Origin of the sequence: Robbsia sp. KACC 23696, assembly GCF_039852015.1 — a bacterium.
Lineage (GTDB): Bacteria > Pseudomonadota > Gammaproteobacteria > Burkholderiales > Burkholderiaceae > Robbsia.
Genome location: NZ_CP156626.1, coordinates 1,222,062 through 1,247,754, shown reverse-complemented (window position 1 = coordinate 1,247,754; position 25,693 = coordinate 1,222,062). Strand labels below are relative to the sequence as shown.

The following is a 25,693-nucleotide window of genomic DNA, read 5'->3' as shown; positions in this document are numbered from 1 at the left end:
CCGACCGCCGCCTGCCGCCGGTCCCTTTCAGTCGAGTTGATCTTTCGTGCTGCGTTTTTCCGGTTTGTCGCCTTTCCGTTTTCCTCCCGCTGCGGCCGGCCGTGTGCGGGCCCTCGTCGGATCGCCGCCACGCGCGGCCGCCTCTGCCGTCACGGCGCTCGCCTTGGCCTGCGCCGCGTTGAACGCGTCGGCGGCGCAAACAACGGCCACGCCGACGGAGAAGCGCCACGGGGCGCACGTCGTGCGCGTCGCGGCCCACGCCGACACGCCGAAGAAGCGTCACGCGCGCGCCCGACGGTCCGACGAACCGTCGCCAAAGGCGCGCGTCGCGGCGGCCGAGTCCACGGCGCGTCTTAACGCCCGTGCCGCCAGCGTTCCCGCGCGCGGCCGTCACATCGACGTGCCTGCCGGCCCCTTGCCGCCGGCGGTGATGCGCGGACTGGCACTGGGGCATATCCCGGTCTCATCGGTCAGCGCCCTGGTGGTGCGCCTGGACACGAATCAGCGCGTGCTCGATTACGACACGCAGCGCCCGATGGCGCCGGCCTCGACGATGAAAACGCTGACGACCTACGCCAGCCTGTCGATGCTGGGTGCGGATTACCGCTGGACCACGTCGGCCTTCATCGACGGTCAAGTGCAAAACGGCGTGCTGAACGGCAATCTGTATATCGAGGGCACCGGCGATCCCTTCCTCGTTCCCGAGCAGTTGGTGGACCTGATCAATCAGATTCGCGCCGCCGGTATCAACCGCATCAACGGCGATCTGGTGCTCGACAAGAATTACTTCGATCCCTCGACCGCCAGCGCCGACATCATCGACGAATCGACCGATGCGCCGTATAACGTCGGTCCGGACGCTTTGCTGTATGCGTTCAAATCGTTGACGATCAACGTCGAGCCCGATGTCGACGGCCATGCGCAAGTGTCCATCACGCCGCCGCTGTCGCAATTGCGCGTCACCAACGATATCCGGCCGTTCCGCGGTCCCTGCCGCAGCACGGCCGCCGCGCAACCGCATATCAGCAATGGCCCCGACGGCACGTTGAATGTGGATTTCCAGGGGCCGCTGTCGCTACGTTGCGGCCCGATGCAAAACAACATCGCCGTGATGGACCCCACCCGCTTCTTCTCGGGCGGCTTCCTTGCCTTGTGGCAGCAGGCCGGCGGCACGTTCAACGGCGCGATACGCGAGGCGACGATCCCGGTGGCCGCACGGCGTATCGCCGCGCATCAGAGCCCGACCTTGACCGACATCGTCAAGAGCATGAACAAGGTCAGCAATAACACGATGGCGCGGAATATCTACCTGACCATCGGCGCGGTTGCGTTCAAACCGCCGGCAACCTTGGACGGTGCCGATACCGTCGTCAAGCGCTGGCTGCGGAAGAACAAGATCGAAACCGACGGTCTGGTCATCGACAACGGCTCGGGGCTGGCACGCGATGCGCGGATCAGCACCGATACGATGGGTGAAATGCTGGACTCGGCCTTCCATAGCCCGGTTGCCCAACCGCTGATCGATTCCCTGCCGACGGTCGGCGTCGATGGCACGATGCGTCACCGTCTGGTACGCAGCCCGATTGCCGGACATGCGCAGATCAAGACCGGCACGCTATCGAATGTGCGTGCGATCGCCGGCTTTGTCTATGCCGCGAACGGGCATCCCTATCTGGTGGTGAGTTTCATCAACGACCCGCGCTCGTCCCTCGGCGGCGCCGCGCACGATGCGCTATTGGAGTGGGTGTATAACCAGCCGCAGTGACGGCAAGCGCGCCGCGCGCTAAAAGGCGCGGCGCGTAAAACGCCGCGCTCGGGCGGCGCCTACCGCCTTGCTCAAACGACGGTCGGCAGACCGAGGTCCTGCGCGACCTGACGGGCGCGCTGCTTTGCGCTGGCGGCATCGGGCCCCGTCGCGGTGATATGGCCCATCTTGCGGCCCTTCCGTGCGGCTTCCTTGCCGTACAGATGGATATGCACCTCGGGCAACGCTGCAGCCATGTCCCAGGCCGGCGTGCGTGCCGTCTCGCCGTTGCCGCTCTGAAACCAGATATCGCCCAACACGTTCAGCATCACCGCCGGCGAATGCTGCCGGGTATCGCCGAGCGGCAAACCGGTCATGGCCCGCACCTGCTGCTCGAACTGGCTCGTCACGCAGGCGTCGATCGTATAGTGCCCCGAGTTGTGCGGCCGCGGCGCCATCTCGTTTGCGACCAGCGTGCCATCGGTCAACACGAAGAACTCGATGCACAGCACGCCGACATAGCCGAGCGCCGTCACGATCGTGCGCGCCTGATCGGCGATCTGCGCCGCCAGGCGGGCCTGGCTCAAGCCGCCGGTCATCAGATCCAGCTTGGGCGCGGGCACGACGGTTTCCGCGAGGATGCCGTCGATATGCGTGTTCTGTGCGATTGGATAGACCACCGTGGCGCCGTCCGCGCCGCGCACGACGAGCGCCGACACTTCGTAGTCCAGCGACAGACGCTTTTCCAGGATGCAGGCAGCGCCACCCAACTGGGCGAAGCCATCGCGTACTTCCTGCACCGTCGCGACACGAATCTGCCCCTTGCCGTCATACCCCATGCGGGCGGTTTTCAGGATGCCGGGGAGCACGCCGTTGAACGCACTGTCGTCCAGCGCATCGAGTGCCGTTTGCGATTCGATCACGCGATGCGGTGCGACACCGACACATTGCGCCAGAAACTGTTTCTCGGCGATGCGGTCCTGCGCGATGGCCACCGCACGTCCCGGCGGACTCACGCGCACCGTCTCGGCAAGCTTGTCCAACGCTGCGGCCGGCACGTTTTCGAACTCGGTGGTTACCGCTTCGCACAATTGCGCCAGCGTTTCGAGGGCGTCCGGATCGTCGTATTGCGCCTGGATATGGCGATCGGCAACCATGCCCGCGGGACTGCCGGCATCCGGCTCCAGCACGGCGACCTTATAGCCCATCGCCTGCGCCGCGTGACAGAACATGCGGCCAAGCTGACCGCCGCCCAGCACGCCGAGCCAGGCGCCCGGCAGCACTTTGCGATGTAGGACGTTATCGGTACTCACGATCACGCTTCCTCGTCGAGCGGCAGCGTCATGGCTTCCGCCGCCTTGCGTTGCCTCACACGGAATGCCTCAAGCTGCTCGAGGATGTCCGGTGCATCGGCGGCCAGCAGCGACACCGCGAACAGCGCGGCGTTGGCGGCACCGGCTTCGCCGATGGCAAACGTCGCCACGGGAACGCCCTTCGGCATTTGCACGATCGAGTGCAAGGAGTCCACGCCGCGCAGATACTTACTTGCCACCGGCACGCCGAGTACCGGCACCGTGGTCTTGGCGGCGAGCATGCCCGGCAGGTGCGCGGCACCGCCGGCACCGGCGATGATCGCGCGCAGCCCTCGGGCGCGGGCGCTTTCCGCATAGGCGAACATCTCGTCCGGCATCCGATGCGCGGAGACGACTTTCGCTTCATGGGCAATGCCGAATTCCTTCAGCACCGCCACCGCGTGACGCATCACGTCCCAATCTGAATTGGAACCCATCACGACGCCGATCACCGGCGGCTTGGCTGTTTGTTGTTCGCTCATTGCTGCAAGTCAATTTGGGGGAGTCGGACGGCGGACAGCCGGCGTCATGCGCCGGCTGTCACGCTTCAAGCGTACTGCTGCCGATTTCAGCGCAGGGCCTGGCCAGTTACGCGGGTCAACGCTTCGATGTACTTTTCCGACGTCTTGGCAATCACGTCGGCCGGCAGTGCCGGTGCCGGTGCGGTCTTGCCCCAGGGCTGCGTTTCCAGCCAGTCGCGGACAAACTGCTTGTCGAAAGACGGGGGATTCGAGCCTACCTGGTACTCGTCGGCCGGCCAGAAACGCGAGGAATCGGCGGTCAACACTTCGTCCATCAGCACGATGCGACCGGCGTCGTCGAGGCCGAATTCGAACTTCGTGTCGGCGATGATGATACCGCGCGTGGCGGCGAATGCCGACGCTTCCGTGTAAAGCTTGATCGCGATGTCGCGGATCTGCTCGGCGATATCGCCACCCACGCGCTTGGCTGCATCGTCGAACGTGATGTTTTCATCATGTTCGCCGAGTTCGGCCTTGGCGGCCGGCGTGAAAATCGGTTGCGGGAGTTTTTCCGCGTTGCGCAGACCGGCCGGGAGCTTAACGCCGCAAACCGATTGATCCGCCTGATATTCCTTCCAACCGCTGCCGGCCAGATAGCCGCGCACGACCGCCTCGATCAGGATTGGCTTCAGGCGGCGCGCCACGACGGCACGACCCGACACTTGGTCGATCTCATCGGCTGCGACCACCGATTCCGGCGCGATGCCGGTCAGGTGATTCGGGACGATGTGGCCGAGCTTGGCGAACCAGAAATCGGACAGTTGGTTCAGCACGCGTCCCTTGGCGGGGATCGGTTCACCCATGACGACGTCGAACGCCGAAAGGCGGTCCGAGGTAACAATCAGCAGCTTGTCGTCGTCGACCGCGTAATTTTCGCGGACCTTGCCACGGCCGAGCAGCGGCAGCGAGCGGATTGTCGATTCGTAAAGCGTCGAGGGCATGGGGGTCCTTCCTGTCGTCGTCCGGGAGGCCGCCGGGCCACGCATTGGCCGGGTCCGGGGGCGAAAACGGCGTATTTTAATACTTTTGCCCGACGGGGGGCCGAAATCGCTCAGAACGTGGTGTAAACAGACCACCTATATTCGGCCCCGCCCCCCTGTCACCCCTTGCGTTAGCCGGCGGTCCCGTTTCGCGCCCGTTTCACGGCGGCTTCGGCATCGAGAATACCGGCACCGGGCGGACGCTGACAGATATCCGGGAGGTCTTGCATCGTTTTATTGGCGGAGTCCGTCAGTATGGTCTTGATTTCGTCCGGACGTAAGGTCGGGTTGGCCGCCAGCATCAGAGAGATGACACCGGCCACTTGCGGCGAAGAAAAACTGGTGCCGATGACCTTGGTTTGGAACTCCGTCCCGTCGATCGGTGTACGGCTGGCTACTCGGCCATTTACCGTGAAGGCACTGTCGATCGTGACCGACCAGACATCATCGGCCGGCGCACTGATCGTCACGGCTTTCCCATAGGCGCTGCCCGCATATTTTCGTTGAGGCCGCAGGAAACGACGATCGTTGACATCGGTACCGCCGACAACGATGACACCATCGCAATTGCCTGGAATAGACCACGATGCGGGCGAATCATTATTTCCTGCCGAGGTGACCACGGAGATTCCCTGCGCGTTTGCATACGTGATCGCCTGCTGCAACGGTGCGGGGCATGCCACCAAGACGCGACTACGCGGGTCATTCGTCGGTCGGCCCAAGCTGATGTTTATCACACGCACCTTGACCATCTGAGGGCCATACGATGGGACCGGCTTCCCCGCGACCCAGTAAATGGCTTCGCTCATATCGCTGGCCATGTCCTTGTGCATCAAGAGACCCATGGTGCCCATCATCACCGGCAGCAGGCGGCTTCCCGGATTGACGCCATTCGCCGTGATACCCGGTATGGACGGCGTCGTCGATGCGCCGATGAATCCCGCCACACCGGTGCCATGGAAGAAGTCGTCTACGTCGGAATTCCCCGACGGATCGATCAACCCGACGTTCCGAAATTGCTGGGCGGTCGGTGAAGTCTTACGCATTGCCGAGAAATTCGCCCCGCCTTCGTATCTGGATGCTGTCAGCGACCTATGCTTGACCCATCCACTGTCGATCACCGCCGTCGCGACCGCCTGACGCGCAGCATCGTCCGGCAGCAGTGCCAGGGCTGCGTCTGCTTTGATTCGCGTCAAGTGCCATCGCGGATCGTCGACAGACGCCCCGGTCCCTGGGTCTGCGGTGATGTAGTGCTCGACGATTTCACTGTCCGGATCGGCGGCGAATACGTCGGGATCGCTGACGATATAGTCGAGCAGACGCTGCACTTCTCGACTCGGCACGCGTTGCCCCAGCGTGATCACCGCACTGCCATCGGGAAGGAAGCGATCGATCTTGACCGCTTGTTGGTCGATCGCGCGCGTCAGCATCAATGCGCCACCGAGATCGCCGTCGCGCGCACCGTCGGCATGCATCTTGAGCGCCCGTTTGAGTACGGCGTCGACACGCACGCGATTCCCCTCCGCGTCGTCGTTCTGGCCCTGCGGCTGTAAGGTGATCGTGATTTGCGTCAGCGCCTGCGACGGATCTTCCGCAGCACCGCTGGCGTAAGTCATCACGGAAGCCGGATTACAGAAATCGGGCTCCTGCTTCGCCAAAAGCTGTCGGCGCCGCTCGTCCGCTTCGCGCCGGGCCTTTGCCCGCGCTTCTTCCGCCTCTCGCGCTTTTTGCGCCTCCCTAGCCTCCTGTTCCTGCTGGACCTTCAATCGTTTCTGCTCGTCACGTGCTGGTGCGTCTGCAATCCATTTGCGTCGTTCGTCCAACAGTGTCGCCAACGTTTGCTTTGCATTCTGTATCCGGAGGAGCAACGCCTCGTCCTTGACGACGTCCTTCGAATGAAGCTCGGTTTGAATTTGCTGCGCTTGCGCGGACGCGGCTCTCAAACGGGTGCCGATTTCGCCGGTATCGTGCTTTTTAAGCATGTCATCGGCCAGGGCCAGTGTTGTCTCCTTGCTTCGATCCGACAACGTCTTCGCTGCGACGTTGATGCGTCGTTCTCGTTCTTGTTGATCTTGCAAGGCGACCCGTGCCGCTTCGTCCTTCGCTTTCTGTAGCGCTGCCAGACGGTCCACCTCTTCTTGCGCCTTCCGCAGCGCGGCCAGACGCTCTTGCTCTTCTTGCGCCTTCTGCTGCGCGGCCAAACGCTCCTGCTCTTCCTGCGCCTTCCGCTGCTCGGTCTGACGGTCCTGCTCTTCTTGCGCCTTCCGCAGCGCGGCCAGACGCTCCTGCTCTTCCTGCGCCTTCCGCTGCTCGGTCTGACGGTCCTGCTCTTCTTGCGCCTTCCGCTGCTCGACCAACCGTGCCGCTTCTTCTCTGGCTTTCTGCGCAAGTCCGTTGATGCGCTCCTGCTCGGCGGCGTCGCCCTGTTTCGCCGGAGCCTCCTTATCATTTTGCAAGGGAGTATTTTCGTCCGATGCAGGCTTGTTCGCGTCGCCCCCGCCGCCGCAGCCAGCAAGCGTCGAAGTGAGAATGAATGCCCCGGTGACCGAGACCACGCCCAGTTTTCTTATGAAACGCATTTTTCGGCCACTCGCTAAAAATAAGCTGATTATTGAGGGCGCGACGGCGTTCTTTCTATAAGACAAGACCTAAATTCGCTTAGGTTTTTATGTAAATTACTATGTCATACTAAATGATTGACTTCGCAAGACATTTGCGCAACCGCATCCGCCCCCCCCAAACGCGCACTGCACCCGATAAGCCGGACATCGGTCCGACCCATGGGATGCAGTGCATCGGGGCGGCAGGGCCGTTAAGCCAAGGCGCGCCCAGTCGGCGTCGCGATCGATTCCTGGCTTAGCGCCACGAATCGCAGCTCAACGCTTATTTCACGACTTGGTTCAGCTCACCGGCCTTATAGCGCTCGGCCATCTTTTCCAGCGAAATCGGCTTGATCTTGCCGGCTTGTCCTTCGCAACCGAACGCGATGAAGCGGTCTTTACAGACTTGCGATGCGGCAATCCGGGCCGGCTTCAGGTAGTCGCGCGGATCGAATTTAGACGGGTTTTCGACGAAGTAGCGACGCAAGGCACCGGTGATCGCCAGGCGCAGATCGGTATCGATATTGATCTTGCGCACGCCGTTCTTGATGCCTTCCTGGATTTCCTCGACCGGCACGCCGTAGGTTTCCTTCATGTCGCCGCCGAACTCGCGGATTTCCGCCAACAGTTCCTGCGGCACCGACGACGAACCGTGCATCACCAAGTGCGTGTTCGGAATACGACGGTGGATTTCCTTGATACGCGAAATCGACAGGATGTCGCCCGTGGGCTTCTTCGTGAACTTGTACGCGCCGTGCGACGTCCCGATCGCGATCGCCAATGCATCGCAACCGGTCTGGCGCACGAAGTCGGCAGCCTGCTCCGGATCCGTCAGCAGCTGTTCACGCGTCATCGTGCCTTCCGCACCATGACCGTCTTCCTTGTCGCCCTTCATCGTTTCCAGGGAGCCCAGCACGCCCAGCTCGGCTTCCACCGTCACGCCGATCGAGTGCGCAAGCTCGACCACCTTGCGCGACGTCTCGACGTTGTACTCGTACGACGCGACCGTCTTGCCGTCCGCTTCCAGCGAACCATCCATCATCACGCTGGAGAAGCCGCTACGGATCGCCGCCATGCACACGGCCGGAGATTGACCGTGATCCTGGTGCATCACGACCGGCAGATGCGGATAGGCTTCCACCGCCGCTTCGATCAGATGGCGCAGAAAGGCTTCGCCCGCGTATTTACGCGCGCCGGCCGATGCCTGCATGATCACCGGCGCGTTCACCGCGTTCGCGGCTTCCATGATCGCCTGGACTTGCTCGAGGTTGTTGACGTTGAAAGCCGGCAGGCCGTAACCGTTTTCAGCGGCGTGGTCCAACAGTTGGCGCATCGAGACGATGGGCATGGTTTTTCTCCTTTATATAAAAACTTTTTGCGTGAGGACTACAGCATTCCATTCCGCGCGACGGCATGGCCCGCTTTGGCGGGCCGGCGTTATTCGCCCACCGTCACGATCTTCAGTGCATTCGTACCGCCAGGCTGTCCCATCGGCGAACCGATCGTCAGCACCACGCGATCGCCCGCGCTCGCATATCCCCGTTCGACCAAAACGTTAATGGCATCGGTCAGCACTTTGTCGCGATCGTCGCCGGTTTCCATCGGCAGCGGCGTGACGTTGCGATACAACGCCATCGCCCGCTCTGCCCGAACGCGCGGCGTCATCGCGTAAATCGGCACCTGGGTCCAATGTCGGCTCATCCACAGCGCCGTCGCCCCGGACTCGGTCAAGGCGACGATCGCCTTTGCACCGAGGTGATAGGCCGTAAACATCGCACCGATCGCAATCGACTGGTCGATCCGCTTAAAAGTGCGATCAACGATATCACGATCAAAAGCCACTTCCTGTGTCTTCTCTGCCTCGCAGCAGATTGCGGCCATCGTTTCGATCGTTTCCACCGGATAACGGCCCGCGGCGGTTTCAGCGGACAGCATCACCGCATCGGTCCCGTCCAGCACCGCATTGGCGACGTCCGACACTTCGGCGCGCGTCGGCACCGGCGCCTGGATCATCGATTCCATCATCTGAGTGGCCGTGATGACGACACGATTGGCATCGCGCGCCATCTTGATCATCCGCTTCTGCAAGGCCGGTACGGCCGCATTGCCCACTTCCACGGCAAGATCGCCGCGCGCGACCATGATGCCGTCGGACGCCTCGAGGATTTCGTCGAGCGCCGGAATCGCTTCGGCGCGCTCGATTTTGGCGATCATGCGCGGCTTGATGCCGTGCTCGGCCCCGGCGACGGTGGCCAATTGTCGGGCCATCGTCATATCGGCGGCGCTTTTTGGGAAAGACACCGCGATATAGTCGGCACGGATCGCCATCGCCGTGCGGATGTCGTCCATGTCCTTCGCCGTCAGCGCGGGCGCGGACAAGCCGCCGCCCTGCCGGTTGATGCCCTTGTTGTTCGACAGATCGCCGCCGATCCGGACGCGGGTGTGAATCTCCTCGCCCACCACTTTATCGACGACCAGCACGATCAGTCCGTCGTTCAGCAACAGCACGTCGTTCGGCGACAGATCGCGCGGCAGCTCCGGGTAATCCAGCCCTACCCGCTCGTCGTCGCCCATCTTGCATCCCGCGTCGAGGATAAAAGCCTGGCCGGGGCGCAGCGTCGTCTTGCCGTTCGCGAACTTGCCGACGCGAATCTTCGGACCTTGCAGGTCCGCCATGATCGCGACTTCGCGACCGCAGGCCTGCGCCGCCGCCCTTACGCGCTCCGCACGGTGACGATGGTCGTCCGCGGTGCCATGCGAGAAATTCAGACGGGCGACGTTCATCCCGGCCCGCACCATGCGCGTCAGCGTCTCCGCGTCGTCGGAAGACGGACCGAGCGTGGCGACGATCTTCGTCGCGCGCTGCAAGGTGTGGGCCGGTTGGATCGGGGCCCCGGGCGGCGCGATGAAGTGCGCCGGCGCCGGACCGTGACTGCCGCCGTCGGCGCCATGCGACGGAGGCAAAGAGTCGTGCGTGTCGTTGTTCTCCGTCTTCGTCATGGCTTAGGCCCTCTCTGCAAGAACAGCGACTGCCGGCAAGGTCTTGCCCTCGAGGAATTCGAGGAAAGCGCCACCGCCGGTCGAGATATAGCCTACCTTATCGGAGATGCCGTATTTCGCGATCGCGGCCAGCGTGTCGCCACCACCGGCAATCGAGAAACCGTCCGAGGCGGCGATCGCTTCGGCCAGCGTCTTGGTGCCGTTACCAAAGGCGTCGAATTCGAACACGCCCACCGGACCGTTCCAGACGATCGTCCCAGCCGACTTCAACTGCGTGGCGAGGGCCTTCGCCGTATCCGGACCGATATCGAGGATCGTGTCGCCGGCAGCCACGTCGGCGGCAGCTTTCACCGTCGCCGGCGCCGTCGCGCTGAACTCGGTCGCGGTCACGACATCGGTGGGGATCGGCACCTGGGCGCCGCGGTCGCGCATCATTTCGATGATCTGCTTCGCTTCATCCACCAGATCCGGTTCGGCCAGGGACTTGCCGATCGGCAGTCCGGACGCGAGCATGAAGGTGTTGGCGATGCCGCCGCCCACGATCAGTTGATCCACTTTCGACGCCAGCGACTTCAGGATCGTCAGCTTGCTTGATACCTTCGAGCCCGCGACGATGGCGACCAAGGGGCGCTTCGGCGCATGCAAGGCCTTGCCCAGCGCGTCCAGCTCTTGGGCGAGCAAGGGGCCGGCAACGGCGACCGGCGCGTACTTGGCCACGCCGTGCGTCGTCGCCTCGGCGCGGTGCGCGGTGCCGAATGCATCGTTGACATAGACGTCGATCATCGAGGCGATCCGCTTGGACAGCGTCTCCGAATCCTTTTTCTCGCCGACGTTCACGCGGCAATTTTCCAGCAGCACGACATGACCCGGCTGCACCTCGACGCCGTTTTCGACCCAGTTCTGAATCAGCGGCACCTCGCACCCAAGCAGTTCCGCCAGGCGCTTGGCGACCGGCGCCAACGAGTCTTCCGGCTTGAACTGCCCTTCCGTCGGACGCCCCAGATGCGAGGTCACCATCACCGCCGCCCCTGCCGCCAACGCTGCCTTGATCGCCGGAACCGATGCCTTGATGCGCGTGTCTTCGGTGATATTGCCCTGGTCGTCCTGCGGCACATTGAGATCGGCACGAATAAAGACGCGCTTGCCGGCCAATTGCTTGGCGGCGATCAGATCGTCGAGGCGGCGGATAGTACCAGGGGAGGCAATGGAAGCGTTTGCAGGCGTGTTGGACGTCATGAAGGGTGTCTCGCGTTTCTCGATGTAATCTCGATATGTTTTTGCGGGCGGTCCCCGGCGTCGGGACGAAGAAGGCAGCCAGCATGCCCCTCTCCGCGACGCCCAGCCCGCGCGGCACCGAGTGCGCGCCGAGCCGGACCGCAGCTTTGCGTTACTTGCGTTACGAACGCCGATTATTCTACCGCGATGTGTCCGGCACGCGGCAGATCGATACAACCGGACACAAACCTGGCCGCGCGGCCCCGCAGAAACGCCGGGTGAATTACAATAGACAATATATGAGCGGCGGAGAAGCCGGTCCGGGAACCCTATCCCGGATCGGGCCGAGCCGCCTGGCCGCCCGGCGTCGCTGTCCGCCATCCGCGGCCGCCTCCCCGCCGGGCGCCGCGACGCCCCCATCCGTAACTAGCTGGATTGGCCGTACGATGTCGAACGTGAAAGAGATGCCGCTGGTCGAGGTCGGTGCAAAAGACCTGCCCGTGTATTGCCCCAACCCCGAAATGACCCGTTGGAATGCGCATCCGCGTGTTTTCATCGATGTCACGCACGGCGAGACCAAGTGCCCCTATTGCAGCACGCGGTACAAGCTGCGCGACGGCGAAGTGGTACACGGCCACTGACAGTTGCCGGGCATCGAAGGCTGCGTCGTGCCGGTCGCGCCCTGACGCGGCCGACAGGCAAGCGCCCGCCGGCCCGCTCCGGCAAGGCAGAACGGGTCGCCGCCGCGGCCTTTGCCACTTGCCTGCTGAATGGCCGCCCCCACGAGCGCCGCGCGATGCGAAACCCGCCGCGCGGCAGTTTTTTATTTGAGATGGATTGCTAGCTGATGCGTCGCGCGCTCGTCATCGCCCCGAACTGGATAGGCGATGCGTTGATGGCCCAACCGTTGTTCACGGTATTAAGACGGCTACACCCCCGGCTACAGATCGATGCCGTGGCGCCGGGCGCCGTCGCGCCGGTTTTGGAGCGGATGCCGGAGATCCACACGGTTCACACCACCGACCTGGGGCACGGCAAGCTGCAACTGTGGCAGCGTCGCGCCTTGGCGCAGGAGTTGCGCGATATCGGCTATGACGCCGCCTACGTGCTGCCGAATTCGTTGAAATCGGCGTTGATTCCGTGGATGGCCGGCATTCGACTGCGGATCGGCTATCGCGGCGAGTACCGCTACGGGCTGTTGAATGTGGTGCACGCGCAGCCGCCGAAGGACAGTCGGCCGCCGATGGTGCCGCATTACGTCGCCCTCGCGTATGCGCCCGGCGCGACCTTGTCGGACAGCCTGCCGACGCCACGCCTCGAAACAGACCTGAACGAGAGCGCCCGCGTCTCGCATCGCTTCACGCTGGACAATCGCGTGCCGCTGATCGCGTTCTGCCCGGGCGCTGAATACGGCCCGGCCAAGCGCTGGCCGCCGGAACACTTCGCGCGACTGGCGCAATTGCTCCGTCAATCCTTTCCCTACGCGCAATTTATCGCGCTGGGCTCGCGCAAGGACGCGCCGGTCGCGCAGGCGATCTCGGACGGCGCGCCCTTTGTGCGGAACTTGTGCGGACAGACGGCATTGGGCGAGGCATCGGCGCTGATCGCCCGCGCCGCCTTGGTGGTCAGCAACGATTCCGGGCTGATGCACGTGGCCGCGGCGTTGCGTCGACCGCTGGTGGCGCTGTACGGTTCGACCGATCCGCGCCACACTCCGCCGCTGTCCGATACGGCACAGGTACAATGGCTGCAGTTGGAATGCAGTCCCTGCTTCAAGCGCGAATGCCCGCTCGGCCATTTGAATTGCCTACGCGAGCTCGCGCCGGAGCAGGTTTTCGAAAGCGCGCGCCAGCAACTCGCCTTGCATCGCTGAGTTGCTGGAACGCGCCCGCGCAACGCGATCTCTCGATCCCGATCCCGACGAGCCACGATGCCACGATTCGCCAGACTGTTCGAAGCCGCCGCCGACACGCTGAACGCCTACTATGCCGCCGTTGCCGAGCGCAATCTCGAGGCGGTGATGCAACTTTGGATCGACGAGGAATTCGTCTCGTGTATCCAGGCGGACGGCGCGCATCTGCACGGCCTGGAGAAAATCCGCGCCGGCTATGCGCTGCAATTCAATCAAGGCAGCAAACATATCGAAGCGCTGGATGTGCGCGTCTACGATAGCGTCGGTACCGTCGTCTATGCCGCGGCGGAAATCCATCGCGGCCCGGGTGAGACCGAGTCGATGGTCTTCACCACCTATGTCATGGTGCACGAGCATGGCCGCTGGAAAGTGGCCCATGTGCATGCGAGCACGATGCCGGCCGAGACCGCCAGCCAGTTCGCGGCCAAGTCCCGCAGCCGGCGTGGTCCGCTTCACTGATCCGGACGTCGTGCCGCACCGGAGCGCCCCCCTTCCCCCCTTGCGTTCGCCGGCCTGGTTGCCGGGCGGCCACGCGCAGACGATCGTCCCCTCGCTCTGGCTGCCAAAAGCGGCGGTGCGATATCGTCGCGAACGTTGGACGACACCCGACGGCGACTTCATCGATCTGGATTGGGCTGTTTCCGATACCCTTTCGGACGCGTCGCCAGTAGCGGGCAGCCGGCCGCTGTTCGTGTTGTTTCATGGACTCGAGGGCAGTTCGGACAGCCATTACGCGCGCGCGTTGACGTCGGCCGCGCTCGCACGCGGCTGGCGCGCCGTTATCCCGCATTTCCGCAGTTGTAGCGGTGAGATGAATCTCGCGCCCCGTTTCTATCATTCCGGCGACGCCGAGGAAATCGATTGGATCCTCGCGCGGCTGTCCGCGTCGCTGGCCGCTGGTACCCCGCTGTATGTCGCCGGCGTCTCCCTGGGCGGAAATGCCCTGCTGCGCTGGTTGGGCGAACAGGGGCACGAAGCAAGCCGCAGCGTGCGCGCGGCGGCATCGATTTCCGCGCCGCTGGACTTGGCCGCGGGCGGTCATTCGCTAGCGCGCGGCATCAACCAGATCTATACGCGACACTTCCTGCAAACATTGAAGCAGAAGTCCGCCGCCAAGCTGCGTCAGTATCCACGGCTTTTCAAACAGGAAGCGATGCTGTCCGCGGCGAATCTGCATGCCTTCGACAATGTCGTGACGGCACCGCTGCATGGATTTCGCGATGCCGACGACTACTGGCACCGCGCATCGTCGAAGCCGATCCTGCCCGCCGTTCGCGTGCCGACGCTGGTGCTGAATGCCCGCAACGATCCCTTCTTGCCCCACTCGGCGCTGCCCGTTGCGACGGAGGTTTCATCCGCCATCACGCTGCTGCAACCGCTCCGGGGCGGCCATGTGGGATTTACCGCAAGCGGCGATCAGGCGGACGATACCTGGCTGGCCCGATGCGTGCTGGGTTACCTGGCGCAACACGAGGAGGGTTGAGATGGACCGTATCGTCAAGGAAGCGATGGCGAAATGGCCGAATGTGCCGGCCTGCACCGGCTGGCTGGCGCTCGATCGACGCGGTCGCTTTCGCATGCGCGACGAAGCCTGTCAGGCCGCCGACGCGCCGGGCGAGCCGATCCGCCATGCGGCGCTAAATGCCTTTATCGCCCGCAACTACACGCGCGATGCCGAAGGACGTTGGTTTTTCCAAAACGGCCCGCAACGGGTTTTCGTCGATCTCGACTATGTGCCCCTGGTCGTTCGATTGCACCACGGCACCACCGACGACGGCCTGCCGACGCCGGCCGATGCGCCGCCGGTACTGATCGATCAATGCGCGCAGCCTTTTATTCCGAGCGCCTGCTGGTGTGACGAGCAGGGCAGCATTCTGTTTGCCGGACAGCGCGGACGCCGAATCGACGCGCAGTGGGACCACGCGCCCAGCAGTGCTTCAAGCGGCCCGACGGACAATCCGACCGGCAGCACGCATGACACGGAAGATACGACGAGCACGGTCGCGCTGCTCTACGATCAGGACCTGGATCTGTTCCTGAGGCTGTTTCCAGAAGCCTCCAACAAGATGGCGGCGCTGCTGGAAGCGGCCGACACGGGATCGTCCGACGGCGCCGTCCAGGCAACGCTGCATTGGCCGGGGAAAACGGCTCCGCTGCCCTGCGGCGTCATCGATGCCCACGACGTCCCCGTTCGCTTTGGATTCCATCAGCGCCCCGTCGCCTGAGCGACACGCGGAACGCGCTTTTCGCGGCTTTTCGCGGCTTTCCGCGTTTCTGAAACCGACATCGAGCTCTATCGCATGACTACCGAATCCATGACCCAAAAAGGCGTCTCCGCCATCGCCTCGGCACCGAGTGCGCCCGACGATCTCATCGGTACGGACCCGGCGCCCCCGACGACCGCGTCCCCGCTGACTCACTTCGATGCGTCCGGTCAGGCCCATATGGTCGATGTAGGCGCGAAGGCGGAGACGCGCCGGATCGCGGTGGCGCGCGGCAGCATCGTCATGTTGCCGGCAACGTTGCAGCTCATCGAGAACGGCACGGCGGGTAAAGGCGATGTCATCGGCATTGCGCGCATCGCCGCCATCCAGGGATCGAAGCGCACCGCCGATCTGATTCCCCTCTGTCATCCGCTGGCGCTCACTCGTGTCGCCGCCGATTTCGTGTTGGATCCGGCGCTGCCCGGCGTTCACTGCACCGTCCGCACCGAAACGACCGGCCGCACCGGCGTGGAAATGGAAGCACTGACGGCGGTTCAGGTCGGTCTGCTGACCATTTACGATATGTGCAAGGCGGCCGATCGGGGCATGACGATCACCGACGTTCGCCTTCTGGAAAAACACGGCGGGAAATCGGGCGTCTGGATCGCCTAAGCTGGCACAGTCCCTGCGAAGTAAGCGTGTGGTGTCGATGTCCAATCGATGCGAAACCAGCGAGGCTGCGAGGCCTCCCCTGCAGCTTCTACGCGGATCTCACTGATATCTCAAGCGAACATCGCTTTATCGCCGGAAAGTCGTAACCCTTTGTTACGCAAACGATACTTCGGGTTGACCCGGATAGAAATCGTTTCTAGGCTGGTAAGGGTGTCGCCGGGTAGCGGGGCGTAATTCCGCGTAATGGCGTGAAAAACATGCCGGGTCGTCTGAACGCAAAATTGGCACACAGCACTGCAGCGCCACGCGGATACACCCAGATTCACGTTGGCGATGGCGACAGGGCCCGGCCGGGCGTGTCGCGACGACAGCGGAACGGAGACAAGCATGCCAGCCAGCAACACCGTCGCCCTGGACAGCGCGTCCAGCACAGCCTCTCGCGGCACCATGCCCGGTTCATCGGACAGCCGGCGCAGTGTCGAGGTGGATTTTTTCCGCGGCTTGGCGCTGGTGGTCATCATGCTCGACCATATCCCGGAGAGCCTGGCATCCCACATCACGCTCCATAACTACGCATTCTGCGACGCCGCCGAGATGTTCGTCTTCGTCGGCGGCTATTCCGTCGCGGCGGCTTATACCGCCATCCTGAATCGTCAAGGCGAACGCGCCGCGGCACAGCGATTCTTGAAACGCGGTTTCGAAATCTACCGGGCCTTTCTGTTGCTAGCGGCAATGATGCTGGTGCTTGGCATGGTGTTCCACGGCCTCAAGCTCGATACCGGCGAAGTGATGGCGACTGAATCCGGCACCTTCCTGAACCGACCGCTCGGCATGCTGCTCGACATCGCCACCTTGCGCCGCCAGCCTTTCCTGTCGTCGGTGTTGCCGATGTATCTGCTGTTTGCGCTCGCGGCGCCGGCAATCATGGCGCTTGCCCGTCGTGCGCCCTGGCTGACGCTTGTCATTAGCATCGGCGTCTGGGCCGCCGCACCCTTGCTCGCGGCAGGCTTACCGAGCGCTTACCCGGAAGGCTGGCCGTTCAATCCCTTCGCCTGGCAACTGATGTTCGTGTCGGGCGCCGTTTTCCGGCTCAAGCCGGTGAACGCCGAGATCCTCGCCACCCCTTGGGCGACGGTGATCACGCGCGTGGCCGTCGCCGCGGTGATCGGCTTCGCCATCTGGCATCTTTTCTTCCTGTCGGCACCGACGCCCGGCTATGACAAGCAAAATCTGGCCGTCAGCCGCCTGCTGAATTTCGCCGCCTTGGCATGGTGTGCAAGCTGGATCACGGCCCGGGGCTGGGCGGGTCGTCTCGCCACCGCGCTTCCCGCGCTGGTGCGCACCGGACAACATAGCCTGCCCTGTTTCGTCGCGGGCGCATGTATCTCGGTATCCGTCGATGCGCTGTCGCGCCCGCTCGCCAATGCCCAGCCCTGGCTCGTTGGAGCGATCGACGATGTGACGGCGACGGTGCTGCTGCTCTGCATCGCCGGTATCGCCGCCTCGCTGAAGCGCCGCGCGCGCAAAGCGCCTTCGGCGCGTCATGCGACGACCCCGACCAAGCCCTCGCTCGCGCCTACGGATCGTCGTGCGGCAGCAGTCACTGCCCGCCGTTGAGCGGTGTGATGCGCTCACGTGCGCTTCTTGTCACCCGCGGCGCCCACCGTTTTTGTGCGCACCGCTGTGTTGCGCGTGGATGGCGGCATTGACGGTTCACGCGAAAAGCCGGTCGATCGGTCACAGTCCAACCATCTTTGTGTATAGTCGCCGGTTGCCGTGACCACTTCTTATATCGATGCCGATTTCGACTTCGCGTAGCGGATCCGCCCTCGCGCCCCCGTCCTGGGCGTCTAAAACGCCCGCGCTTCCCCTCGCCTGTCTCGCCTTGCTGGTGTGCGCCTGGCTCGTTCCTTATTCGATCGTCGGCCATACCTATCCGATTCCGACGTTTTACGCGGAATACGCGGCGTTCTGTCTGTACGTCGGCCTCGCGGCCTTGGTCGGCCTCGTCATGTGGCGCACGCCGACGTCGGCGTCCGGCAAAAATGGACCGACGTCGCCGTGGGTAGCCGTCGTGCCACTAGCCCTCGCGGCCGTGCTCTTGCTGCAGACCGTGCTGCTGCCCACCGCCCAACCCTCGATGAATGTCCTGGGTGCCGGGAGCTTATTGGTCGCCGCGCTGGCCATGCACGCCGGGCATTGGCTCGAAAAGCTCGATTGGCGCGCAGAGATCTCGACCTGGATCGCCTGGGCCTTGCTGGCCGGTGGCTGCTTCGCGGTGTTCTGCCAGTGCGTGCAGCTCTTCCACGCCGAGCGCACCTTCGCCCCGTTTGTCGTGTCCTACAACGTGGCGACGTTGCGTCGACCTTTCGGCAATATGGCGCAGGCGAACCACCTTGCCACCTATATATCCTTTGCCCTCGCCGCATCGGTCTATCTGGTGCAGTCACGGCGTCTGCCGCTGGCGCCCTGGATCGTCCTGGCCGCCGTGTACTCCTTCGGTCTTGCGCTGACGGTGTCCCGCACGCCCTGGCTGCAGGTTGCGGTCATCTTGCTGGCGAGCCTGTTGATGGCCTGGGCGGCGCGCCGCGACGTCGCCACTTCGCGTGTGACGCTGGGCAGCGACGGTTTCCTTCTCGACGCCACCGGTCAAGGCGACGACAGCAAATGGATGCGGCTGCGGCGCTGGCTGATCCCGGTGCTGACCTTACTCGTATTCGCCGTCGTGAACGTGCTCGTGCGTAAGCTCAACACCTTCTACGGCTGGCATTTGGACGAGTCGGCCTCGTCGCGCTTTCAGGACGTCGGGCAGATCTCGCCGCGTCTGGCGCTGTGGAAATACGGCTGGACGATGTTCCGCACGCATCCGTTGCTGGGCGTCGGCTGGGGCGAGTTTCCGCGCTTTCAGTACGAATACGTCGAGCAGCTCGGCCATGTGGAAATCGCCAACAACTCGCACGACATCGTCATCGATCTGCTGGCGAAGACCGGCTTGGTCGGCGGCCTGATCGTCGGTATCGGCTTCTTGTGCTGGCTCTGGCGCAATCTCGGCGCGATCGTGCGTCGCGAAGGCGATGTGTTGGCGCGGCTGTTCGGTCTGGCATTGATCGGCGTACTGGCGATGCATGCGCTAGTCGAGTATCCGCAGCAATACCTGTTCTTTCTGTTGCCGGCGGCGTTTCTATTCGGCCTGCTGGAAACGCGATCGATCCGCCGCCTGCCGGTGCCCGCGAGCGTGGCCGGCTATGCGGTGGTCACCGCCGCCGGCGCGGCGATGATCTATCCGGTGCTGGCCGACTATCACCGGGCCGAGACGCTGTATTACGGGAGCGCGCCCGAACAGCAATATCGCAGCGACCCGGCCTGGATCTTTTCCGCCTGGGGACAGTTCGGCCTGAGCACGCTGATGCCGCTCGATCGCGCCGCCATCGATGCGAAGCTCGATGCGCATCGGCAGGCCATCGCATTGCTGCCCGGCGAGGTAGTGTTACGCCGCTATGCCATCTTGCTCGCCCTGGCGGGCGATCAGAATGCCGCGCTCGATCAGGTCATCCGCCTGAAGATCTTCGCGGAATCCCTGCACGATTGGCCCGCGCAGTTGAAATTGCTCTACAGCCTGTGCGCGCAGCGCCCCAATGAACTGAGCGACTTCAGCGCGCAATTGAAAGCGCGCTACGGCGTACCGCCCGGCGATGTGCCCGCGACGGACGACGATGACGACTGACGCGCGCGCGACAGTCGGGCGCCGGGCGCCTTGTCAGGACTGCGCGATATAATTCTGTAGGGCGCTGGCCGCTCCCCCTCGTCATTCGCGTCATACGCGTCGTCCCTACTGGGACGATCGAGGGGCATGGTGTGCATGACGACACCCCACCGTCTTTCAATCCGCTTGCCAAAACGATCCCTCACCGGTCGTTCATGCGCGCTCTTCGACCGTCCACTATGCCGAGATCGTTTGCCTCACTCTCCTCCATGACGCAGCATCGCGTGCACCAACTCTGGCAGGACTACGGCATCATCTGGATGGGTGCGATCGTCGCCGGCTTGATCGCCGTCGGTTATGCCAAGTTGATCGACTACGGCTTCACGCTATTCAGCAGCCTGCGTGACATGTCCATTTGGGCGCCGTTGGTGGTCACGCCCGCCGTCGGCGCCCTCTGCGTGTGGCTCACCCGCACCTTCTTCAAAGGATCGGAAGGCAGCGGCATTCCGCAGGTGGTGGCGATGCTGCATCGCGACGCCTCGCTCGGGAGCACCTTGCTGACGCCGCGCATCATCGTCGGCAAGATCGGCATCTCCTTCATCGCGATTCTCGGCGGGTTCACGATCGGTCGCGAAGGCCCGACCGTTCAGGTTGCGGCGTCCTTGATGTACCAGTTGCGCCGCTTCTATCGCAACTCCACGGTCGCGCTTGAGCGCCAACTGGCGCTGGCCGGTGCCGCCGCCGGTCTGTCGGCCGCCTTCAACACGCCCTTGGCCGGGATCGTATTCGCGATCGAGGAACTGGCGCGCAATTTCGAGCAGCGCGCCAGCGGCGTGGTGATCACGGCGATCATCTTCGCCGGTATCGTCGCGCTTGGCATCAACGGCAACTACACCTATTTCGGCACGATCGAGGTCCGCACCGATTTTCCGAAGATGTTGATTCTGGCGTGCGTCGCCGTGGCCGTCGTCACCGGTATCGCCGGCGGCGGCGCGTGCTGGCTGATCGTCAACAGCACACGCTGGATTCCACAACCGATCGCGCGCATTCGCGCCGAACGGCCGGTCGTATTCGGCGCCCTTTGCGGCCTGCTCGTCGCGGTATTGGGATTATTGTCGTTCGGCGCAAGCTATGGCAGCGGTTATGCGGAAGCCCATGCGGCCTTGGACGGCCGACAGTCGCTGTCGCTGCTCTACCCTTTCCTGAAAATCGCGTCGATGATCGCGTCCTACCTGCCCGGCATTCCCGGCGGCATCTTCGCGCCGTCGCTTGCGATTGGCGCGGGACTCGGCAATCTGCTGCACGAAGTCTTCGGCAGCTTGTCGATTCCACTGCTGATCGCGCTCGGGATGGTGGGCTTCTTGTCGGCGATCACGCAAGCGCCGATTACCGCCTTCGTGATCGTCATGGAGATGATCAACGGGCACGCGCTGGTGATTTCATTGATGGTGACATCGCTGCTGGCCAGCCGCGTGTCGAAACTCTTCGCACCACCCTTCTATGAAACGCTGGCGCTGCGATATGCGGTGCAGCCGGCACCGTCGGCACCGCCGCCGACCGCGGAAAGCGCCACGGCCGCCGCAGTCCACGATCCGTCGTCGGAGGACGACGGCGCAAACAAAAAGATGCCGGATAGCGAAAAACCGCCGACGCCTCAGGTCTGAGGAATCTCAATCTTCACTTCGAGCACTTCCAGGTTGCCCTGGTGCTCGATGTTCAGCTTGATGTCGTCGTCACCGATCTTCACGTATTTGCGAATCACCTCGACAAGCTCCTTCTGCAATGCCGGCAGATAATCCGCCGGCGGCCTGTCGCTGCCGCGCTCGTGCGCAATGATCAGTTGCAGCCGTTCTTTTGCAACGGCCGCGGTTTTTTTCTTTTCGCCCAGCAAAAAAGAAAGAAACGACATATCGTCTCCTTACTTGTTGCCGAAAAGGCGTTGTAACAATCCTGGCTTCGTGTAATCCGTGAAGCGCAGCTCCTTTGTTTCGCCCAGGAAGCGGCCGATCACGTCCTTGTAGGCTTCGGAGACATCGCTGCCTTCGATATGTACTGCCGGCAAGCCTTGATTCGACGCCTGCAGCACCGATTCCGATTCCGGAATCACACCGATCAACGGAATGCGCAGGATTTCCTGGATATCGGTCAGCGACAGCATTTCGCCGTCGTTGACGCGCTTCGGGTTGTAGCGCGTGATCAGCAGATGTTCCTTGATCGCGTCCTTGCCTTCCTTGGCCCGACGCGTCTTCGACGACAGGATGCCGAGGATACGGTCCGAATCGCGCACCGAGGACACTTCCGGATTCGTCACGATCAGCGCTTCGTCGGCGAAATACATGGCCATCAGCGCACCGGATTCGATACCGGCCGGCGAGTCACAGACGATGTACTCGAACTTCGCTTCGATCAGGTCATTGATGACCTTTTCCACGCCTTCCAACGTCAGCGCATCTTTGTCACGCGTTTGCGACGCCGGCAGGATAAAGAGGTTGTCGCACTTCTTGTCCTTGATCAGCGCCTGATTCAGATTGGCTTCGCCCTGAATGACGTTGATCAGGTCATACACGACGCGACGCTCGCAACCCATGATCAGATCGAGGTTACGCAGGCCGACGTCGAAATCGATGACCGCGGTCTTATGGCCGCGCAACGCCAGGCCCGACGCAAAGCTCGCGCTGGTCGTGGTCTTGCCCACGCCACCCTTGCCCGAAGTCACCACGATGATTTTTGCCATACGCTTTTGCCACCTAATGTAAATGGAAGAACCGCTCGTGCCGTCAGGTCAGCCGCAGCGGTTCGAAGATCAATTTTTCGTCATCCAGGCGAACCTGCACCGGCTTGCCGTGCACATCCGCCGCCAAGGGATTTTCCGTCGTCCGATAGATACCGGCGATCGAGATCAGCTCCGGCTCGAGGCACGTACAGAAAATCCGCGCAGCATGATTGCCATGCACCCCCGCCAGCGCACGGCCGCGCAGCGGCGCATAGACGTGAATATTGCCCTCGGCGATCACCTCGGCGCCATTGCTGACCTGGCCGAGTATGACGAGGTCGCCCTCGGCATAGATCCGCTGCCCGGAACGCAAGGGGCGGTCGATGACCAATGTCGGGGTCGCTTTCGACGACGGCGCGCCGGATGCCGGGCTCGACGCGGCGGCATCGCCACCTGTCTCGGTAGTCGCCGTCGCGGCCGCCGCTGTCACGGCCGAGGGCGTTGCAGCGCTGTCCTCGGCCAGCTCGCCATTCCGGCCTCGCTCGCGCGACTCCAGGATCGGCGCATGCTGACTTTCGGCCCAGCCGCGCTGCAACGCGTCGTTCGTGTCGATCACGACGCCCGCGGTGCGCATGCGGAATTCGGTCAATAAGGCCTCGATCTGCACCAGATCAAGACTGGAGAGCGGTGTTTCGAGACGTCGTACGTCGACGGCGACGGACTCACCGGCAAAAAACGCAGGCGTCGATTCGAAACGGCGCGCCAATTCGGCACGTAACGCGCCGACGTCGGCGGTTTTCATCACAAAATGCAATAGATCGACGGTACCACTTCGCAATTCGAAGAACGGCGTTTTTTTGAGCGACATAGATTGCTGACGGGGCTGCAGTCACGGGTTTGTGACAAAGTTTCGCGTATTTTACAGGCATGGCCCCGCTGGTCGAGCGTTGTAACGATTTCTTTTCATTTTATGCGTACCGCCAATGCCCTCGCGCAGGCGTTTGCGCCCCTGTGCGAAGCGGGAGCGCCTTAGCCCAGGCGGCCGGACAGTCGCTGCTACAGTGAGGGAAAATAGCGGGAGGCACGGCGGTTGCCGGCCTTTGCCGAAGCATTCGTTCGCACGCCGTTACGGTATTCGCGGCCGTTACGGGTAAGATAGATAAAAAACTCCGCCGGTCACCGCATCGCACCAACGCGCGGGCCGGCATTAACGATATCTCGATGCAATCCGGAAATTTCTTCGAAGGGCTGGGCAATGTGCTCGGCAGCGTCTTACGGACCATCGTCCACTTGCTGACAGCGGTGATCGGTGGGATCGGCCACGCCCTGCATGAATTCACCCACGGCTTCGCCGACGCCTTGGGCATTCACGCATCCGCCGTCAATATTCTGTTTTTGGTCGTTGGCGTGCTGTTTCTCGTCGCCGGGGTGCGCGCCCTGATTCGCCGCAGCTTTATCGGCGGCATCATCTGGCTGGTCCTAGCGGCCCTGATCCTCGGCAACTTGATCGCCTACTGATCACCGCGCCGCGTCGCCGGTCACGGTGAGCGTCGCGGCGCCGTTGTTCTACCTTATTTCTTCGTCCGATTCGCCAAGCTGGCGATCACGAGACCCGTGCCGGCCGCGAATAGCGCGGTCGCGACCGGGTGTCGGGTGCGCGACGCGACAGCGCGGCCGTACGAGGTTTTCACGCCGGTCACATGCGTGACGCCGCGTTTCGGCGGCGCCGGGCGCTTCTTTCCTTGGAACAAGGCGGCGAGCATCGCCGCGACGACGGCCGACTTTCCACGCCCTTTCGACGGCTCAGCCGTGGCCCCTTTGGCCCCGCGCGCCGGTGCCGCCGGCGGCGTGGCCGCGCGTCGATGCGTCGGCAGCAACAGGCTGATCCCCTGGAGCACCAACGGTGCCGCCTGCGTTGCCAATTTCAGCAGGGTTGGATAGCGCGAGCGGGCAATCGCACGATCGACCGCCGCTTGCAGGCTGCGCGCGGTCGACGGCGGTGCCAGCGGCACCGTCGATGCCGGTGCCAAACTATTCTCCGGATGCTGTACGGCCTGACCTGGTACCAGGCGCGCCGCCGACCTATTCGACCCCGCGCCGCGATGGGCGGTCGCGCTGTCATCGGGAAGATCGAATCCGCCCCGCACGGCCGCGACTTCGGCGCCTAGCAGCAGTACCGCCGCAGAGAAATACAGCCACATCAGCAAAACGGCCAGAGATCCTGCCGCACCGAAAGCGCTGGCGGTCCCGGCATGCGCCAGATACATCGCAAAAAGTTTCTTGCCGATCGTGAACAGCAGCGCCGAGACGGCGCCGCCCCACGCCGCATCGCGCCAGCGCACCAGAGCGGACGCGTCGGGCAGGAATTTGATCAATGCACCGAATGCCGCCAGCATAATGACGAAGCTGACGAGCATCTGCGCGAGATTGCCGAAGAAAACGAAGGGCGTGTTCTGCCAGAGCATGGCGCCGATAAACGTGATCACCGTATCCAGGACGAGGGACACGATCAGCAGGAACGCGACGCCCAGCACAAGGCCGAACGAGATAAGGCGTGTGCGGACCATCTGCACGACGCCGGAGCGCGATTCACGCTTCGGCATCGGGAGGACCACATCGAGAGCGGTATTCAGCGATGAAAACGTCGCGGAGGCCCCGACGACGAGCAGCACGATCGACAGAATCGCAGCAAAGCCGCCACCGCCCTGCTGATGCGCATGTTCGACGATGGCCTGAATCGCGGCGGCGGCGTCGCTACCGAGGAACCCCTGCACCCTGGAAAACAACTGCCCACGTGCCGCTTCGGCGCCGTAGAACCAGCCGGCCACGGCGATCACCATCAGCAGCATCGGCGCGAGGGAAAACGCCGAATAGAACGCGATACCGGCCGCCAGCGTCGTGCATTTATCGGCGCCGAAACGTTTTGCCGCGCGCATGCCCACCGAAACGGACTGCTTACCGTCTTTTTTCAGTTCTCGTGCGATGGATTTGGTATCGACTGCTGGCATGGTGCGGCCCCCGGGAAAGAGACAGGCCGGCACGGTAATGCGCAACGGGCTGAGATGCCCGTCCGATAC

The 25,693-nt window shown here is 63.2% G+C and carries 22 protein-coding genes; 11 read left to right on the top strand and 11 right to left on the bottom strand.

Annotated elements, in window-relative coordinates:
• Positions 1 to 46 precede the first annotated feature (46 nt).
• Positions 47 to 1,765, top strand: coding sequence for a D-alanyl-D-alanine carboxypeptidase/D-alanyl-D-alanine-endopeptidase (dacB, locus tag ABEG21_RS05140; RefSeq protein ID WP_347556177.1), 1,719 nt, complete (start codon positions 47 to 49; stop codon positions 1,763 to 1,765).
• 71 nt (positions 1,766 to 1,836) lie between these two features.
• Here dacB and ABEG21_RS05135 read toward each other — a convergent pair whose 3' ends face one another.
• From ABEG21_RS05135 to ABEG21_RS05105, 7 genes are all read right to left on the bottom strand, one after another.
• Positions 1,837 to 3,057, bottom strand: coding sequence for a 5-(carboxyamino)imidazole ribonucleotide synthase (locus ABEG21_RS05135; RefSeq protein WP_347556176.1), 1,221 nt, complete (start codon positions 3,055 to 3,057; stop codon positions 1,837 to 1,839).
• 2 nt (positions 3,058 to 3,059) lie between these two features.
• On the bottom strand, positions 3,060 to 3,578 hold the full coding sequence (gene purE / locus ABEG21_RS05130) for a 5-(carboxyamino)imidazole ribonucleotide mutase (RefSeq protein WP_347556175.1): 519 nt from the start codon (positions 3,576 to 3,578) through the stop codon (positions 3,060 to 3,062).
• Positions 3,579 to 3,664: 86 nt separating this feature from the next.
• Positions 3,665 to 4,558 (bottom strand): phosphoribosylaminoimidazolesuccinocarboxamide synthase, encoded by an 894-nt coding sequence (locus ABEG21_RS05125; protein WP_347556174.1) that lies wholly within the window; start codon positions 4,556 to 4,558, stop codon positions 3,665 to 3,667.
• Positions 4,559 to 4,728: 170 nt separating this feature from the next.
• Positions 4,729 to 7,053 carry a S8 family serine peptidase gene (locus ABEG21_RS05120; protein ID WP_347556173.1) on the bottom strand — a complete coding sequence of 775 codons (2,325 nt, stop codon included), beginning with the start codon at positions 7,051 to 7,053 and terminating at the stop codon, positions 4,729 to 4,731.
• 427 nt (positions 7,054 to 7,480) lie between these two features.
• Positions 7,481 to 8,545, bottom strand: a complete 1,065-nt coding sequence (gene fba / locus ABEG21_RS05115; RefSeq protein ID WP_347556172.1) for a class II fructose-bisphosphate aldolase — start codon at positions 8,543 to 8,545, stop codon at positions 7,481 to 7,483.
• An 89-nt stretch (positions 8,546 to 8,634) separates the two neighbouring features.
• On the bottom strand, positions 8,635 to 10,065 hold the full coding sequence (gene pyk / locus ABEG21_RS05110) for a pyruvate kinase (RefSeq protein WP_347556633.1): 1,431 nt from the start codon (positions 10,063 to 10,065) through the stop codon (positions 8,635 to 8,637).
• A gap of 135 nt (positions 10,066 to 10,200) precedes the next feature.
• Entirely contained in the window at positions 10,201 to 11,433 is a 1,233-nt protein-coding gene (locus ABEG21_RS05105; protein ID WP_347556171.1) for a phosphoglycerate kinase, read from the bottom strand.
• Positions 11,434 to 11,858: 425 nt separating this feature from the next.
• Here ABEG21_RS05105 and ABEG21_RS05100 point away from each other — a divergent pair, with 425 nt between their 5' ends.
• From ABEG21_RS05100 to ABEG21_RS05060, 9 genes are all read left to right on the top strand, one after another.
• Positions 11,859 to 12,053 (top strand): zinc-finger domain-containing protein, encoded by a 195-nt coding sequence (locus ABEG21_RS05100; protein WP_347556170.1) that lies wholly within the window; start codon positions 11,859 to 11,861, stop codon positions 12,051 to 12,053.
• Between the two features lie 206 nt (positions 12,054 to 12,259).
• A complete protein-coding gene (waaF, locus tag ABEG21_RS05095; protein WP_347556169.1) occupies positions 12,260 to 13,285 on the top strand; it encodes a lipopolysaccharide heptosyltransferase II in 1,026 nt (341 codons plus the stop codon).
• A 57-nt stretch (positions 13,286 to 13,342) separates the two neighbouring features.
• Positions 13,343 to 13,783 (top strand): nuclear transport factor 2 family protein, encoded by a 441-nt coding sequence (locus ABEG21_RS05090; RefSeq protein ID WP_347556168.1) that lies wholly within the window; start codon positions 13,343 to 13,345, stop codon positions 13,781 to 13,783.
• Positions 13,767 to 14,807: an alpha/beta fold hydrolase gene (locus tag ABEG21_RS05085; protein ID WP_347556167.1), complete on the top strand. Its 1,041-nt coding sequence runs from the start codon at positions 13,767 to 13,769 to the stop codon at positions 14,805 to 14,807. Before ABEG21_RS05090 ends, ABEG21_RS05085 begins: the two co-directional genes overlap by 17 nt.
• 1 nt (position 14,808) lies before the next feature.
• Positions 14,809 to 15,549: a DUF2946 family protein gene (locus ABEG21_RS05080; RefSeq protein WP_347556166.1), complete on the top strand. Its 741-nt coding sequence runs from the start codon at positions 14,809 to 14,811 to the stop codon at positions 15,547 to 15,549.
• A 75-nt stretch (positions 15,550 to 15,624) separates the two neighbouring features.
• Complete coding sequence (moaC, locus tag ABEG21_RS05075; RefSeq protein WP_347556165.1) at positions 15,625 to 16,200, top strand: cyclic pyranopterin monophosphate synthase MoaC; 576 nt, start codon at positions 15,625 to 15,627, stop codon at positions 16,198 to 16,200.
• A gap of 387 nt (positions 16,201 to 16,587) precedes the next feature.
• Positions 16,588 to 17,817 (top strand): OpgC domain-containing protein, encoded by a 1,230-nt coding sequence (locus ABEG21_RS05070; protein WP_347556164.1) that lies wholly within the window; start codon positions 16,588 to 16,590, stop codon positions 17,815 to 17,817.
• A 178-nt stretch (positions 17,818 to 17,995) separates the two neighbouring features.
• On the top strand, positions 17,996 to 19,924 hold the full coding sequence (locus ABEG21_RS05065) for a Wzy polymerase domain-containing protein (RefSeq protein ID WP_347556163.1): 1,929 nt from the start codon (positions 17,996 to 17,998) through the stop codon (positions 19,922 to 19,924).
• A gap of 218 nt (positions 19,925 to 20,142) precedes the next feature.
• Positions 20,143 to 21,567 (top strand): chloride channel protein, encoded by a 1,425-nt coding sequence (locus ABEG21_RS05060; protein ID WP_347556162.1) that lies wholly within the window; start codon positions 20,143 to 20,145, stop codon positions 21,565 to 21,567.
• On the opposite strand, the gene minE is transcribed toward ABEG21_RS05060, so the two are convergent.
• The 3 genes from minE to minC are packed head-to-tail and all read right to left on the bottom strand — an operon-like array spanning position 21,558 to position 23,484.
• Positions 21,558 to 21,812: a cell division topological specificity factor MinE gene (minE, locus tag ABEG21_RS05055; RefSeq protein WP_347556161.1), complete on the bottom strand. Its 255-nt coding sequence runs from the start codon at positions 21,810 to 21,812 to the stop codon at positions 21,558 to 21,560. The genes ABEG21_RS05060 and minE overlap by 10 nt on opposite strands.
• Positions 21,813 to 21,821: 9 nt before the next feature.
• On the bottom strand, positions 21,822 to 22,637 hold the full coding sequence (minD, locus tag ABEG21_RS05050; RefSeq protein WP_347556160.1) for a septum site-determining protein MinD: 816 nt from the start codon (positions 22,635 to 22,637) through the stop codon (positions 21,822 to 21,824).
• Between the two features lie 43 nt (positions 22,638 to 22,680).
• Positions 22,681 to 23,484, bottom strand: coding sequence for a septum site-determining protein MinC (gene minC / locus ABEG21_RS05045; RefSeq protein ID WP_347556159.1), 804 nt, complete (start codon positions 23,482 to 23,484; stop codon positions 22,681 to 22,683).
• Between the two features lie 353 nt (positions 23,485 to 23,837).
• Here minC and ABEG21_RS05040 point away from each other — a divergent pair, with 353 nt between their 5' ends.
• Positions 23,838 to 24,134, top strand: coding sequence for a hypothetical protein (locus ABEG21_RS05040; protein ID WP_347556158.1), 297 nt, complete (start codon positions 23,838 to 23,840; stop codon positions 24,132 to 24,134).
• Between the two features lie 53 nt (positions 24,135 to 24,187).
• On the opposite strand, the gene ABEG21_RS05035 is transcribed toward ABEG21_RS05040, so the two are convergent.
• The gene (locus ABEG21_RS05035; RefSeq protein ID WP_347556157.1) at positions 24,188 to 25,624 is read right to left on the bottom strand and encodes a YihY/virulence factor BrkB family protein; all 1,437 of its coding nucleotides are present in this window, start codon (positions 25,622 to 25,624) and stop codon (positions 24,188 to 24,190) included.
• Positions 25,625 to 25,693: the final 69 nt, after the last annotated feature.